The 14,768-nt window shown below is 73.6% G+C and carries 13 protein-coding genes; 11 read left to right on the forward strand and 2 right to left on the reverse strand.

Going from position 1 to position 14,768, the window contains the following annotated elements:
* Positions 1-5: 5 nt before the first annotated feature.
* The 7 genes from D3273_RS29640 (at position 6) to D3273_RS12280 (ending at position 5,195) form a co-directional block, all read left to right on the forward strand.
* The gene (locus D3273_RS29640; RefSeq protein ID WP_165359472.1) at positions 6-644 is read left to right on the forward strand and encodes a hypothetical protein; all 639 of its coding nucleotides are present in this window, start codon (positions 6-8) and stop codon (positions 642-644) included.
* A gap of 190 nt (positions 645-834) precedes the next feature.
* Positions 835-1,533 carry a response regulator transcription factor gene (locus D3273_RS12255; protein ID WP_129226911.1) on the forward strand — a complete coding sequence of 233 codons (699 nt, stop codon included), beginning with the start codon at positions 835-837 and terminating at the stop codon, positions 1,531-1,533.
* A gap of 31 nt (positions 1,534-1,564) precedes the next feature.
* On the forward strand, positions 1,565-3,385 hold the full coding sequence (locus D3273_RS12260; RefSeq protein WP_207210770.1) for a stimulus-sensing domain-containing protein: 1,821 nt from the start codon (positions 1,565-1,567) through the stop codon (positions 3,383-3,385).
* Positions 3,382-3,867 carry an HPr kinase/phosphorylase gene (locus tag D3273_RS12265; protein ID WP_165359473.1) on the forward strand — a complete coding sequence of 162 codons (486 nt, stop codon included), beginning with the start codon at positions 3,382-3,384 and terminating at the stop codon, positions 3,865-3,867. Before D3273_RS12260 ends, D3273_RS12265 begins: the two co-directional genes overlap by 4 nt.
* A gap of 211 nt (positions 3,868-4,078) precedes the next feature.
* Complete coding sequence (locus D3273_RS12270; RefSeq protein ID WP_129226915.1) at positions 4,079-4,480, forward strand: PTS sugar transporter subunit IIA; 402 nt, start codon at positions 4,079-4,081, stop codon at positions 4,478-4,480.
* Positions 4,481-4,483: 3 nt separating this feature from the next.
* Positions 4,484-4,789 (forward strand): HPr family phosphocarrier protein, encoded by a 306-nt coding sequence (locus D3273_RS12275; protein WP_129226917.1) that lies wholly within the window; start codon positions 4,484-4,486, stop codon positions 4,787-4,789.
* A gap of 148 nt (positions 4,790-4,937) precedes the next feature.
* Entirely contained in the window at positions 4,938-5,195 is a 258-nt protein-coding gene (locus D3273_RS12280; RefSeq protein ID WP_129226919.1) for an accessory factor UbiK family protein, read from the forward strand.
* Between the two features lie 173 nt (positions 5,196-5,368).
* Here the strand turns inward: D3273_RS12280 and D3273_RS12285 are convergent, their stop codons facing one another.
* Positions 5,369-6,583 carry an MFS transporter gene (locus tag D3273_RS12285; protein WP_129226921.1) on the reverse strand — a complete coding sequence of 405 codons (1,215 nt, stop codon included), beginning with the start codon at positions 6,581-6,583 and terminating at the stop codon, positions 5,369-5,371.
* A 436-nt stretch (positions 6,584-7,019) separates the two neighbouring features.
* Here D3273_RS12285 and D3273_RS12290 point away from each other — a divergent pair, with 436 nt between their 5' ends.
* Genes D3273_RS12290 through D3273_RS12300 form a run of 3 tightly spaced genes read left to right on the forward strand, consistent with a single transcriptional unit; the run spans position 7,020 to position 12,793 of the window.
* Positions 7,020-7,892: an ImuA family protein gene (locus D3273_RS12290; protein ID WP_129226923.1), complete on the forward strand. Its 873-nt coding sequence runs from the start codon at positions 7,020-7,022 to the stop codon at positions 7,890-7,892.
* Entirely contained in the window at positions 7,789-9,342 is a 1,554-nt protein-coding gene (locus tag D3273_RS12295) for a Y-family DNA polymerase (protein WP_129226925.1), read from the forward strand. Before D3273_RS12290 ends, D3273_RS12295 begins: the two co-directional genes overlap by 104 nt.
* A gap of 37 nt (positions 9,343-9,379) precedes the next feature.
* Positions 9,380-12,793, forward strand: coding sequence for an error-prone DNA polymerase (locus D3273_RS12300; RefSeq protein WP_129226927.1), 3,414 nt, complete (start codon positions 9,380-9,382; stop codon positions 12,791-12,793).
* A gap of 115 nt (positions 12,794-12,908) precedes the next feature.
* Here D3273_RS12300 and D3273_RS12305 read toward each other — a convergent pair whose 3' ends face one another.
* Positions 12,909-13,517 (reverse strand): biotin transporter BioY, encoded by a 609-nt coding sequence (locus tag D3273_RS12305; protein WP_129226929.1) that lies wholly within the window; start codon positions 13,515-13,517, stop codon positions 12,909-12,911.
* 252 nt (positions 13,518-13,769) lie between these two features.
* Between D3273_RS12305 and D3273_RS12310 the strand changes: the two genes are divergently transcribed.
* Positions 13,770-14,684 (forward strand): MBL fold metallo-hydrolase, encoded by a 915-nt coding sequence (locus tag D3273_RS12310; RefSeq protein WP_129226931.1) that lies wholly within the window; start codon positions 13,770-13,772, stop codon positions 14,682-14,684.
* The last annotated feature ends 84 nt before the right edge of the window (positions 14,685-14,768 follow it).

Genomic DNA, 14,768 nt, shown 5'->3' on the forward strand with positions numbered 1-14,768 from the left:
TGCCCTTGTCCCTGCCCCTGGCCTTGTCCCTGGGCGCGCTGTCCTTGTCCCTGCTGGCCTTGCCCCTGCTGACCCTCGGGACGCTGGCGCTGGCCTTCGGCCTGGCCCTGCCCTTGGCGCTGTCCCTGGCCCTGCTGGCCTTCCTGCGGCCGCTGCCGCTGTCCCTCGCCCTGGCGCTGGCCTTCGCCCTGTCCCTGGCGCTGGCCCTCACCACCCTGGCCTTGGCGCTGGCCTTCGCCGCCGGGACGGCCCTGCGCCTCGCCGGGCCGGCCTTCCCCGAAGCCGGGGCCGCGGCCGCCGGGTCCGAAACCCGGGCCGCCGGGACCGGGACCGAAGCCGGGGCCGCCCGGGAAGGGCCGGCCCCCGTAGAGGCGGCGCAGGCGCTCGCGGCGCAGCAGTTCCAGGCGACGCTCGCGGCGCAGTTCGGGCCCGACGAGCACGCCGCCGATGATGCCGCCCACCACGGCGCCGGCCGCGGCCTCGCCGGGGTCGCGGTACTGGGCGAAGCTGCCGCCCGAGGTGGAAAGAAGTGCCGAAATGGCCACGGCCGAGATGATGAAGCGCTTCACGCGAGGGTCCCCCTTGTCCATCGTTTCCTAATGGACGGGACGCAAGGTGGTTGCCTGTCCCTGCACCGGACGTGAACGGTTTCCGGGCAGGCGGGGCCGCCGGACGATGCCGCAACCTGAGGCAGCAGAGCCACTGTCAATCACGAAGCTCGCCTTCCGTCACATTTCGGCCTAGCATGGCGATCACGTCAAACGCCGCCTCGCGGCGTCCTGCTTCGGCCTTCCCAGCGGTCGGCGCGTATCTCAGCTGTCCCGGAAAATCACCATGCCGGCCATCGCCCTCGTCGACGACGACAGAAACATCCTCACATCCGTGTCGCTCACGCTCGAAGCCGAAGGCTACCGCGTGCAGACCTACACGGACGGCGCAGCTGCGCTCGACGGGCTGAAGACCAACCCGCCCGACCTCGCCATCTTCGACATCAAGATGCCCCGCATGGACGGCATGGAGCTGTTGCGCCGGCTTCGTCAGAAGTCGGACCTGCCCGTCATCTTCCTGACCTCGAAGGACGAGGAGATCGACGAGCTGTTCGGCCTCAAGATGGGCGCCGACGATTTCATCCGGAAGCCGTTCTCGCAGCGCCTGCTGGTGGAGCGCGTCAAGGCCATCCTGCGCCGCGCCAACCCCAAGGAGGCCGCCGCCCAGAAGGAGTCCGAGGCCAAGCTGCTGGAGCGCGGCAACCTCAAGATGGACCCCGAGCGCCACACCTGCACCTGGAAGAACGAGCAGGTGGTGCTCACCGTGACGGAGTTCCTGATCCTGCAGGCGCTGGCGACCCGGCCCGGCGTCGTCAAGAGCCGCAATGCCCTGATGGACGCCGCCTACGACGACCAGGTCTACGTCGACGACCGCACGATCGACAGCCACATCAAGCGGCTGCGCAAGAAGTTCAAGGTCGTGGACGACGACTTCGAGATGATCGAGACGCTGTACGGCGTCGGCTACCGCTTCAAGGAAGCGTGAGCGGCGGTCCAGCGATGGCGGGGCAGCCCCGATGACCGCTTCGCCGCTGCGCGGCGCCGGCGCCCGCCTCGCCGGCCGCCCGCCGGGCCGCTCGCGTCCCCGGCGCCTGCGCCGCTCGATCGGCCTGCGCCTGCGCATGGCGCTGCGGTCCGTGACGATGCGCCTGTCATCGTCGCTGACGCGGCGCATCGTGGTGCTGAACCTCGGGGGCCTCGTCGCCCTCCTGGTGCTGTTCCTCTACATCAACCAGTTCCGCGAAGGGCTGATCGACGCCCGCGTGCAGAGCCTGCAGACGCAGGGCGAGATCATCGCGGCTGCGATCGCCGCCTCGGCCAGCGTCGACGACGCCAACATCACCATCGACCCCGAGAAGCTCCTGCAGGCGACGCCGGGGCAGCCGCCGGCCGCGGACGAGGATGCCGCGGCGTTCGAGTTCTCGATCAACCCCGATCGCGTGGGCCCCGTGCTGCGCCGCCTCGTGACGCCCACGGGCACGCGGGCGCGCATCTACGACAGCGCGGGCGTGCGCGTGGTCGACACCCGCGCCATGGCGCTGCCGGGCGCGCGGCCCCGCGCGGCGCCGGCGGCCGACCTGCCGGCCTGGGAACGCGGCTGGCTCGACGTCAAGCGGCGCTTCGCCAAGCCCGAAGCCGCTGCCGTCGACGAGGGCCGGAACGGCGACGGCGAACTGCCCGAGGTCGCCGAAGCCCTCAAAGGGCGGACGCGCTGGATCGTGCGGGTCAACGCCCGGGGCCAGACCATCGTGTCGATGGCGGTGCCGATCCTCAACGCCGCCAAGGTCCAGGGCGCGCTGCTGTTGTCCACGCAGCCCGGCGACATCGACAAGATCATCGCGTCCGACCGCTGGGCGCTGTTCCGGGTCTTCCTCGTCGCCGCCGTGGTGATGTTCGTGCTGTCGCTGTTCCTCGCCAACACCATCGCGGGGCCGATCCGCCGCCTCGCCGAAGCGGCCGAGCGGGTGCGGCGGGGCGTCGACTCGCGCGAGGAGATCCCCGACTTCACGGCCCGCGCCGACGAGATCGGCCACCTGTCCCGCGCGCTGCGCGACATGACGAAGGCGCTGTATTCGCGGATGGAGGCCACCGAAAGCTTCGCCGCCGACGTCGCGCACGAGCTGAAGAACCCGCTGACCTCGCTGCGCAGCGCCGTCGAAACGCTGCCCCGCATCAAGGCGGAAGAATCGCGCGGGCGCCTCACCGCCATCATCCAGCACGACATCCGCCGCCTCGACCGGCTGATCAGCGACATTTCCGACGCATCCCGGCTCGACGCGGAGCTCGCCCGCAACCGCACGGCGGGGCTCGACATGGCGATGCTGGTGCGAACCGTCGTGACGGTCGCCAACGAGGTGGAGCGCGACGACGGCGTGCGGTTCGCCCTCACGGTCGCCCTGCCGCCGCCGGGCCAGGAAGGGCCGGGCTACCGGGTCATGGGCCACGATTCGCGGCTCGGGCAGGTGGTCAACAACCTGCTCGACAACGCCCGTTCCTTTTCGGAGGAGGACGGCACCGTGCGGGTGTCGGTGCGGCCGGCGCGGCTCGACGACCAGGGGCGCGCCGGCGTCGAGGTGGTGGTCGACGACGACGGGCCCGGCATCCCGGCCCACGCCTTCGAACGCATCTTCGAGCGGTTCTACACCGACCGGCCCGACCAGGGGTTCGGGCAGAATTCGGGGCTCGGACTGTCGATCTCGCGCCAGATCATCGAGGCCCACGGGGGGCGCATCTGGGCCGGCAACCGCACCGCGCCGGCGCCGGACGACGACGACCCGCCGCGGGTGCTCGGCGCCCGCTTCACGGTGTGGCTGCCGGCCGTGGGCGCGCGGGGGTGAGCATCCTCGCGGAGGGGGACGGCCCGCCGCTCCACCTCCACGCGTCCGCGGCCGTGCTCGGCGAGCGGGGCGTGCTGATCCGCGGGGCTTCCGGCGCCGGCAAGACCTCCCTCGCGCTCGCGCTGGTGGAACACGCGCGGACGCGCGGCGCCTTCGCCCGCATCGTCGCCGACGATCGCACGCTCGTGACGCGCCACGGCGACCGGCTCGTCGCCAGGCCGCACCCGGCGGTGGCGGGGCGCGTCGAGCGGCGCGGGATCGGGATCGGGATCGTCCCGGTCGATCACGAGCCCGCCTGCGTGGTGGCCCTGGTGGTCGACCTCGTCGCGGGCCGGCCGGAGCGGATGCCCGAGCCCGGGGCATTGCAGTGCGAGGTCGGCGGCATCGTCCTTCCCCGCATCGCGGTCGCGGCGGGATCCCCGACCCTCGACATCGTGGCGCTGGTCGCCACGGCGTCGACGATGTCCGGGATGCCGCCGTGAAGGCGCCCCTATTTCGCTTGCCAAGCTCGCCGCGATGCACAAGATTGCGCCTGAAGAGGCCTTGCGTGGCTGGAGCCACGGTCGATGTCGCTTGTCCAGGGCGAAATCAACGCTGCTCGATCCCGGACGTACGAGCAGGTTCGGGAGAACCTGCCCTGCCGAACGGTCGAGCGGGCAGTCTTCCCGGCAAAGGCATGAGCGGTAGCTTGCAATGATCGGTATGGTGCTCGTGACCCACGGCCACCTTGCGACGGAGTTCCGCGCCGCGCTCGAGCACGTCGTGGGCCCGCAGAGGGGGATCGAGACCATCACCATCGGTCCCGAGGACGACATGGAGCAGCGGCGCCAGGACATCGTGTCCGCCGTGGCCAGCGTCGATACCGGACAGGGCGTCGTTCTGTTGACGGACATGTTCGGCGGCACGCCGTCCAACCTCGCCATCTCGGTCATGGACCGAACCCGGGTCGAGGTCGTGGCGGGCATCAACCTGCCCATGCTGATCAAGCTCGCCTCGGTGCGCGAGGTGGCGTCGCTCGAAGTGGCGGTCACCCAGGCCCAGGAGGCGGGGCGCAAATACATCAACATCGCCAGCCGCGTGCTGAACGGGAAATAGCCCATGGGGGACAGCGCCGAGACGGCGGATGGGATGGCGGCCGCGACGCGCGAGCTGCCCATCGTCAACCGCAAGGGGTTGCATGCGCGTGCCACAGCCAAGTTCGTCCAATGCGTGGAGAACTTCCAGGCCGAGGTGACGGTGACGCGGTCCGGCGAAACCGTGGGCGGCCAGTCGATCATGGGGATCCTGACGCTCGGCGCCGGCCGCGGCACCACCATCACGGTATCGGCCACGGGCCCGGACGCGCAGGCCGCCGTGGACGCGCTGGCGGCGCTGGTGGCCAACCGCTTCGGCGAGGACGAGTGACCCACGAACCCGGCCGAGGGGCCGGGCTGCTTTCGCGCGGGCCGGCGGCCCGTTCCGGTTTTCACCGCGGACCGGGGCGGGACGCGGGGCTTGCGGCGAAGCGTGGGCGGGGCCATGTCGGCTCCGATTCCAGCAGAGGACCGACGCCATGCCCCAGACCCGCGGCCGCATCTTCGACGACTTCGCCAGCCTCATGACCAATGCAGCGGGGGTCGCCAACGGCGTCAAGCGCGAAGCCGAGACGGCCGTGCGCTCCCAGGTCGAGCGCATCCTGGCCGGCATGAACGTGGTCACCCGCGAAGAATTCGAAGCCGTGCGCGACATGGCGGCCCTGGCCCGCGAGGAGAACGACGAGTTGCGCCGCCGCATCGTCGCGCTGGAAGCCGGAACCGCCGCCGGCCACTGATACCGGCGGTCAAAGAACCCCGGCCGCCGGCAAGCGCGAACGCGCGCCGCCGCCCAGGCGGCGCGACGCGGAGGCGCGACAAGGCGGCCTTTCCCGCCGCCCGGTAGGGTCCGAACCGCGGCCGGGTCCCGAAAGGCCCGGCCCTTCGCTGAATGCGGTGAACTCGCTCGTCGTCAGGCCTGGGGACGGCGGCGGTCCAGCAGTGCCGACACGCCGAAGACGGCGAGGCCCAGCACCGGCAGGCCGGCCGCCACCCATCCGGTCGAGGCCCAGCCGTAGCCGGCCGCGATGGCCACGCCGCCGAGCCAGGCGCCGAGCGCGTTGGCGACGTTGAAGGCCGAATGGTTCAGCGCCGCCGCCAGCGTTTGGGCGTCGGCGGCGACGTCCATCAGCCGCGTCTGCAGGGCCGGCATGATGGCGAAGCCGCAGCCGACCAGGAACATCGCCGCCGCGGCCGTCCAGCCGTCATGCGCGGCGAAGACGTAGACGACGCCGATCGCCACGTCCCACAGCAGCACGCCGGCGATGGCCGGCATCAGCGCGACGTCGGCCAGCTTCGACCCCACCACGTTGCCGGCCGTCATGCCGAGCCCGAACCCGGCCAGCACCAGCGGCACGGTGGCGAGCGGAAGGCCCGACACGTGGGTCAGCGTCGAGCTGACGTAGGTGTAGATGGCGAAGACGCCGCCCGACCCCACGGCCGCGACGGCGAGCGTGAGCCACACCTGCGGGCGGCGCAGCGCCCCGAGCTCGACGAGCGGGCTCGACGCGGTGGCCGAGGTGGCGGGCACGGCGAGCCAGATGAGCAGCACGGTGAGGAGCCCGACGGCTCCCACGCCCGCGAAGGCGAGGCGCCAGCCGAGCGACTGACCGAACCAGGTGACGAGCGGCGTGCCCACCACGGTGGCGATGGTGAGCCCCATCATGATGCGGCCGACCGCCCGGGCCCGCCCGCCGGGCGGCGACAGGGAGGCCGCCACCAGCGACGCCACGCCGAAATAGGCGCCGTGCGGCATGCCGGTGAGGAAGCGCAGGCCGATGAGGGCGTGGTACCCCGGCGCCAGGGCGCTGGCGAGGTTGCCGAGCGCGAAGACCGCCATCAGCCCGAGCAGCAGGGTGCGGCGCGGCAGCTTGGCGGCCAGCACGGCGATGATCGGCGACCCCACCACGACCCCGAGCGCGTAGGCGCTGATGACGTGGCCGGCGGTGGGCTCGGTGACGCCGAGCGTTCCGGCGAGGTCGGGCAGGAAGCCCATGGTGGCGAACTCGCCGGTGCCGATGGCGAAGCCGCCGACCGCGAGGGCGAACTCGATCATCGCCGTGCGGCGCTTGTCGTCCCGGATGTCGGTCAGCGACGAGGCGGCGCGGGGAAGCGCGGCGTCGGTCATGGGGATCTCCCCTGTGTGAGGTGGCGCCGGTCGACGGGCGCGGACACGGCCTCGGCGGACCGGCGTGCTGCAACGCACTCGCGCCGCATCTTGCGCTGCGGCTGGCGTGCCGGGCACCCCGGCACCCGCATGGCTGCGTCCCGGTCCGGCCCGACGGGAGGAACGGGCCGCCGGGCACGCCTTCCCGTGACGCCCCCCGGAAGCTTCCGCTGTGGATAAGTCCCACGATCTTGCAACCCGACGGGCCCCGAGCGCCCGCCCAGCCCGGCCCTGCACTCAACTCACGATGATTCGACCCGCCTTGACTCTCCGATGCCCAGCCGTGATCCATGGAGAACAAAACAGGAACGCACGGTGGGCCGTCCCGGTTGTCGGCAGCGCCCCTCCGATGGGTCCCGTCGTCGCATTCGGTGTGTCGCGTTCACGAGGTCGAGCGGTGCCGCAGGACCATCCATCCCCCGACGTCGCCGCCCTGCGGGGCGTCGTCGCCCGCATCGAGGCGGGCCGGAGCGGCCCACCGCGCCGGACCGGCCCCGCCGGACCGGCCACCGTTTCTCTCGGCGACGGCGCCCTGCCGCTCGATGCCGCCTTGGGGGGCGGGCTCAGGCGCGGCGCGCTGCACGAGGTCGTGGCGGAGAACGCGCGGGACGCCGCGGCGGCGGCCGGCTTCGCTCTCGCCGCCGCCGGGCGCTGCTCCGGCGCGGCGCCGCTCGTGTGGATCGTGGAAGACCCTGCCGCGGCCGAAACCGGCGCGCCCTACCGCCCGGGGCTCGCCGCCCACGGCATCGACCCGGACCGGCTGATCCTGGTCCGCACCGCGGACGGGCAGGCGACGCTGTGGGCGCTGGAAGAAGCGCTGAGGCTCGGCGCGCCGGCCGTGCTGGCGGAACTGTGGGGCGCGAAACATTACGGGCTCGCGCCGTCACGCCGCCTGCTCCTCGCCGCACAGGGCGGCCGCGGCGCCGCCCTGCTGCTCCACGCGGGCCTCGCTGGACGGGGCGCGGGCCTGTCGAGCGCGGCCGAAACGCGGCTCGTCGTGGCGGCCTGCCCGAGCCCGCACCTCGCCTCGGCGGGAACCCGCCTGCCCATCCCCGGCCCCGCCGCCGTGGCGGTGCGCGTCCTGAAGCTCCGCCTCGGCGGCGACGCCGGCCTCGACCGCGACCGCCGCCATCCCATCGTTTGGAACCAGCACCGGAGGTGCTTCGATGCCCACCCGCTACCTGTCGGCGTTCCTGCCCCTGCTGCCGACCGACCGGGTGCGCCGCGCCGCGCCGCGGCCGTCGTCGCCTTTGGAAACCGGGCCGGATGACGGGCTGGTCGCGGTCGCGGCGGTCAAGGGCGCGCAGCGGCTGACGGCGGCCTGCGCGGTGGCGGCGGCGCGCGGGCTCCGGCCCGGCCTGGCGCTCGCCGACGCCCGCGCCCTGTGCCCCGCCGTCCGGGTCGTCGAGGCCGACCCCGACGCCGATGCCGCGCTGATGGCGGCCGTGGTGGACTGGTGCCGCCGCTTCACGCCGCTGTCGGCGCCCGACGGGCCGGACGGCGCGGTGCTGGACATCGGCGGGGCGGCCCACCTGTTCGGCGGCGAAGCGGGGCTCGTCGAAGCCGTCGAGGCGGGCCTGCGCCGGCAGGGCCTCGCCTGCCGGGCCGCGGTGGCGTCGACGCCCGAGGCCGCCTGGGCGCTGGCCCGGTTCGGGACGGATAAGATCGCCCCGACGCCGGTCGAGCCCGGCTTCGAGCCGCTGATCTCCGCCCTGCCCCTGGCGGCGCTGCGCCTCGACGGCGACACGGTGGCGGGGCTGGCCCGGGCCGGCCTCGCCCGCGTCGGCGACCTCCTGAGCCGGCCGCGCGCCCCGATCGCGGCGCGCTTCGGCGCGCCGGTGCTGGCGCGCCTCGACGGGCTGATGGGGCGCGGCTCGTCGCCCATCGGCCCGCGCTTCCCGGCACCCCGCTGCGTGGCGGAGCGCCGCTTCTCGGGGGGGCTCGCCCGGATCGAGCAGATCGAGGCGGCGCTGCTGCCGCTGTGCCGGCACCTGTGCGCCTCGCTGGCCCGGCGCGGGGAAGGTGCGCGGCGGGTCGCGGCGAGCTTCTTCCGCGTCGACGGGGCCTTGAAGCACCTCCAGATCGGCACGAGCCGCCCGACGCGCGACCCGGAAGCGCTGTTCGGGCTGTTCCGCGAAAGGCTCGCCGCCCTCGGCGAGGACGGGCTCGACACCGGCTACGGCTTCGACCTGATCCGCCTCGCCGTGACGGACAGCGAGCCGCTCGACGCCCGCCAGGACGGGCTCGACCCGGAGGACGCGCCCGCCGGAAGCGATGCTGCTACCGACCTCGCCGACCGGCTCGGGGCGCGGCTCGGGCTGCGGCGCGTGCTGCGGCTCGCCGCCCGCGACAGCCACGTTCCCGAATGCGCCGTGGTGGCGCTGCCGGCCGTTTCCCGCGATCCCGCGTCCGGCCGGGACGACGCGGACCTGTGCCGGCCGATCCGCCTGTTCGACCGGCCGGAGCCGATCGAAACCATCGCGACGGTGCCCGACGGGCCGCCGGTGCGGTTCCGCTGGCGCCGCGCCTTCCACGACATCGCCGCCATCGAGGGGCCGGAGCGGATCGCGCCCGAATGGTGGACGGGTGGCGCCGAGCTGACGCGCGACTATTTCCGCGCCGAGGACCGGGACGGCCGGCGGTTCTGGCTTTACCGCGAAGGGCTGGTCGGGCCGGAAACCGACGGACCGCGCTGGTTCGTGCACGGGCTGTTCGCGTGACGGCCCCCCGCCTGCGCCGGGACGGTCGCCGGGCGCCATGACGCGCTTCGCCGACCTCGCCGTCATCACCAACTTCTCGTTCCTGCGCGGCGCGTCGCACCCCGAGGAGCTGGTCGGGCAGGCCCATGCGATCGGCCATGCCGGCATCGGCATCGCCGACCGCAACTCGCTGGCCGGGGTCGTGCGCGCCTATTCCTTCGTCAAGGAGCGCGTCCCCGCCGAGGCCGGCTTCCGCCTGGGCGTGGGGACGCGGCTCGTCTTCGCCGATGGCACCCCGGACGTCCTCGCCTATCCGCGGGACCGCACCGCCTACGGCCGGCTGGCGCGCCTCCTCACGCTCGGCAACCGCCGCACCGGCAAGGGGAAGTGCGAGCTCGGGCTGGCGGACCTCCTCGACCACGCCGACGGCTTGCAGATGATCCTGACGGATCGCTCGACGGCCGACGCCGCCCCGGCGGCTTCGCCCGACTGGCCCGCGCTGGTGAGGCTCCTGCGCGACGCCGGCCCCGGCCCGCTGTGGCTCGCGACCCCGCACCTTTACGGCCCCGGCATGCGGGAGCGTCTGGCGGAACGCGCCGCCCTGGCGCGGGCGACGGGCGCGCGGCTGCTCGCCACCAACGACGTCACCATGCACCACCCGGACCGCCGCGCGCTGGGCGACGTGCTCGCCTGCATCCGCCTCCACACGACGCTCGACGCCGCGGGCCGCCGCCTCGCCGCCAACGCCGAGCGCCACCTGAAGCCCGCCGACGAGATGGCGCGCATCTTCGCCGAGGTGCCGGACGCCGTGCCGGAATCGATGCGCTTCATCGATGGGCTGTCGTTCTGCCTGTCTCAGCTGAAATACGATTACCCCTACGAGCTGCGCGGCGGCTTCGCGACCGAACAGGAAGCGCTGGCATCGCTCGCCGCGGCCGGCCTCGCGGACCGTTACCCGCTCGGCGCCGAGCCGCGGATCGAGGGGATGCTGAACGACGAACTCGCCCTGGTGGGTCGGCTCGGCTACGCGGCCTATTTCCTCACCGTTCACGACATCGTGCGATTCGCCCGGGGCGAGAAGATCCTGTGCCAGGGCCGCGGCTCCGCGGCGAATTCCGTGCTCTGCTTCGCGCTCGGCATCACCGAGGTCGACCCCGCGAAACACGACCTCCTGTTCGAGCGCTTCATCTCGGAGGACCGCAACGAGCCGCCCGACATCGACGTCGACTTCGAACACGACCGGCGCGAGGAGGTGATGCAGCACATCTACGCGCGCTACGGGCGCGAGCGCGCCGGCCTCGCCGCGACCGTGGTCACCTACCGCACCCGCTCGGCCATCCGCGAGGTCGGCCGCGCCTTCGGCCTGTCGGACGACACCGTGTCGGCGTTGAACGGCACGGTATGGGGCTACTGGTCGAACGGCGTCGACCCCGCCGAAACGCGGCGCATCGGGCTCGACCCGTCCGAGCGGCGGCTGGCCCTCGTGCTGCGCCTCGCCGAGGAGCTGGCGGGCTTCCCCCGCCACCTGTCCCAGCACACCGGCGGCTTCGTCATCACGCGCTCGCGGCTCGACGAGGTGGTGCCGGTCGGCAACGCCGCCATGGCGGACCGCACCACCGTCGAATGGGACAAGGACGACCTCGACGCCCTGGGCATCCTCAAGATCGACGTGCTGGGGCTCGGCATGCTGTCGGCGCTGCGCGGCGGCTTCGACCTCCTGGAACGCCACTACGGCGAGCGCTACACGCTGGCGTCGATCCCGCCCGAGGAGCCCGCCGTCTACGACATGATCTGCCGCGCCGACACGATCGGGGTGTTCCAGATCGAGAGCCGGGCGCAGATGTCCATGCTGCCGCGGCTCAAGCCCCGGGCCTTCTACGACCTCGTGGTCGAGGTCGCGATCGTGCGGCCCGGCCCCATCCAGGGCGACATGGTCCACCCCTACCTGCGCCGCCGCGAGGGTTCGGAGCCGGTGGTGTACCCGTCGGCCGAGCTCGAAGCGGTGCTCGGCAAGACGCTGGGCGTGCCGCTGTTCCAGGAGCAGGCGATGAGGATCGCCATCGTGGCGGGCGGCTTCACCCCCACCGAGGCCGACAAGCTGCGCCGCGCCATGGCGACCTTCAAGCGCGTCGGCACGATCGGCACGCTGCACGACAAGATGGTCGAGGGCATGGTCGAGCGCGGCTACGACCGCGCCTTCGCGGAGCGCTGCTTCGGGCAGATCGAGGGCTTCGGCACCTACGGCTTCCCCGAAAGCCACGCCGCTTCCTTCGCGCTGCTGGTCTACGCTTCGGCCTGGATGAAGTGCCGCTACCCGGACGTCTTCGCCTGCGCCATGCTCAACGCCCAGCCGATGGGCTTCTACGCGCCGGCGCAGCTCGTGCGCGACGCGCGCGACCACGGCGTGGCGGTGCACGAGGTGGACGTGAACTTCTCCGCCTGGGACCACGACCTCGTGCCGCTCGGCTCGGGCGAGGACGGCACGGGGACGCGGCTGCACCGGCGCCACGGCTCCATGCGCGACGACATCCTCGGCGACCGGGCGATCCGGCTCGGCCTCAGGCAGGTGAAGGGGCTCCGGCAGGGCGACATGGAGCGGCTCGTGGCGCGGCGAGGCGGCGGCTACGATTCGGTGCGCGACCTGTGGCTGCGCGCGGAGCTGTCGCCCGCCGTCCTGGAAGTGCTGGCCGAGGCCGACGCTTTCCGCTCGATCGGGCTCGAGCGGCGCGACGCGCTCTGGGCCGTGCGCGGGCTCGACCGCGTGGGCGACAAGGACGCCCTGCCGCTGTTCGCCCGCGAAGGCGCGCCGGACCGCGAGCCCGATGCCGACCTGCCGCCGCTGCGGCTCGGCGAGCACGTGGTGGAGGATTACCGCCGCCTGACGCTGTCCTTGAAGGCGCATCCGGTGCTGTTTCTGCGCGCCGGCCTGGCGCGGCGGCGAATCCTCAGCGCGGCGGAGCTGGACGGGGTCGGGGACGGGCGCCGCGCCGCGGTGGCGGGGCTGGTGCTGGTGCGGCAGCGGCCGGGCTCGGCGCACGGCACGGTGTTCCTGACGCTGGAGGACGAGACGGGCTCGGCCAACGTCATCGTGTGGCCGAAGGTGTTCGAGGCCAACCGCTCGGCCGTGATCGCGTCCCGGCTGCTCGGCGTGCGGGGCGTGGTGCAGCGGGCGGCCGGGGTGATCCACCTCGTGGCGGATCGCCTGGAGGACCTTTCGGCGGACCTGAACGCGCTGGGCGAGGGGGGGCCCGCCCTGACCGACCTCGCGCGGGCCGACGAGGTGAAGCGCCCGCAGACCTATGCGGCGGCGGCGCGGGGCAAGGGCGCCGAGCTGGGAAGCGTGTTGGGGGCGAAGGCCGGGTTCCCGATGGCGGAGGACGCGCGCCGCAAGGCCGAGCCCGCGCAGGAGCCGCTGCCGCTCGCCGTCGGCGACGTGCGCCGCGCCATGCCGAAGGGGCGCAACTTCCATTGACGGGAAGACGGCCCCGAGCCATCCGGGCCGCGGGAGGACCGAGGCCCGGCTCCACCGCTGGCCGGATCAGCCTTCCCGAGCGTCGGTCTGAACCGACGCCCACGGTCGTCCGCGTTCAGCGACGGCCGACGAGGCCCCACACGGACGGCACCAGCAGGGCGCCGAGCAGGGTCTTCACGACCGTGCCGACGACGAAGGGCAGCACGCCCGCCGTCCAGGCCGCTTCCGCGCCGACGAGATGCGCCAGCCAGGCGTAGCCGGCGGCGAACAGGACGATGTGGCCCAGCGTCATGGCGCCGAGGAGCTGCGGCACGGAGCGGTCGGCACCCCGTTCGGCCAGGAAGCCGACCGCGAAGGCGGCCGGGACGTAGCCCAGGAGGTACCCGCCCGTGGACCCCATCATGTACGGGAGGCCGATGCCGTGGGCCGGGGTGCCGGCGAAGACCGGCAGGCCCAGCGCGCCCTCGACGAGGTAGAGCGCCATGGTGGCGGCGCCGAGCCGCGACCCGAAAGCGGCGGCGATCAGCAGCACCGCCAGGCTCTGCATCGTGACCGGGACGGGGAAGAAGGGCACCGACAGCTTGGCCGACAGCGCCATGACGGCGCTGCCCACCAGCGCCAGCAGCGATGCGCGGGCGACGCGCAGGCCGAGCGAAGCCTGCTCGGGCCAGACGGCGCCGGCGAGGGTCGGGTGGGCCGGCAGGCGGATGCGGATGTCTGTCATGGAAGGCTGTCCCTGGACGCGTGGCGGGCTCGGCGCGATGCGCCGGCGCGCCCGGCCCCCGCTCGACCGGCGGCCCCGATCTCCGGCCCTCCCCGGGAGGGGTGCCGGACATCGGGAGAAGCCGCCATGGCGGTGGGGACCCTTGCTTTCCGAAGCGCGCAGCCGCAGGCTGAACCATCTCTTAAGTTGGCGTTACGATCCCGGCAAGCGGCGCCGCGCCCCGGCGGCGGACGCCGCGGGACCCCTCGCCCGATGACCTCCGCCCCCGACGACATCCCCTTCGACCGAACCATGGCGGCCAAACCCGGCGAGCCCCAGCAGGTGTCGCCGCTGGTGCGCCGGCTCGTCGCCAACAACGGCGGCCCCTTCACCTTCACGGGCACCTGCACCTACGTCGTCGGCCGCGGCGACGTCGCCGTGATCGACCCCGGCCCCGCCGACGCCAGCCACGTGGCCGCCATCATGGCCGCGGTGGCGGGCGAAACCGTGCGCCACATCCTCGTCACCCACACCCATCGCGACCACGCGCCTGCGGCGGCGCTGCTCAAGGCCGCCACCGGCGCCGAGGTGATCGGCTGCCCGAAGCGCGCGGCGCGCGCCGCCGACCCGAGCCTGCCGGCGATCGACGCCGCCTTCGACCTCCGCTACTGCCCCGACCGGGTGCTGGCCGAGGGCGACGCTGTCGAGGGGACCGGCTGGCGCCTCGTCGCCGTCGAAACGCCCGGCCACACCTCCGACCACCTCGCCTTCGCGCTGCCGGCGGAGGCCGCCCTGTTCTCGGGCGACCACGTCATGGCCTGGTCGACCACCGTGGTGGCCCCGCCCGACGGCTCCATGCGGGCCTACATGGCGTCGCTGCGCAAGCTCCAGGGACGCGGCGAGACGGTGTTCTGGCCGGGCCACGGCGGGCCGGTGCGCAACCCGCGCGCCTTCGTCAAGGCGCTGGTGCTGCACCGCCAGATGCGCGAGGCCGCCATCCTGCGCCGGGTCGCGGCGGGCGACGGCACCGTGCCGGCGCTGGTGGCGAGCCTTTACCGCGACCTCGCCCCCTCGCTGCGCGCCGCCGCCGGCCTGTCGGTGCTGGCGCATCTCGTGGACCTCGCCGCCGACGGCCAGGTCGCCGCCGACGGACCCGCGACGCTGCGGGCCACCTACGCGCGCACCTGACACCGGACGACGGACCCGCCGACGGCCTCCGTCGCACCGCACGAGCGGCGGGGTGCGTTCGCGCCCCCTGGCAGCGGGGACCTC

Origin of the sequence: Lichenibacterium minor (genome assembly GCF_004137685.1) — a bacterium.
Classification (GTDB): domain Bacteria; phylum Pseudomonadota; class Alphaproteobacteria; order Rhizobiales; family Beijerinckiaceae; genus Lichenihabitans; species Lichenihabitans minor.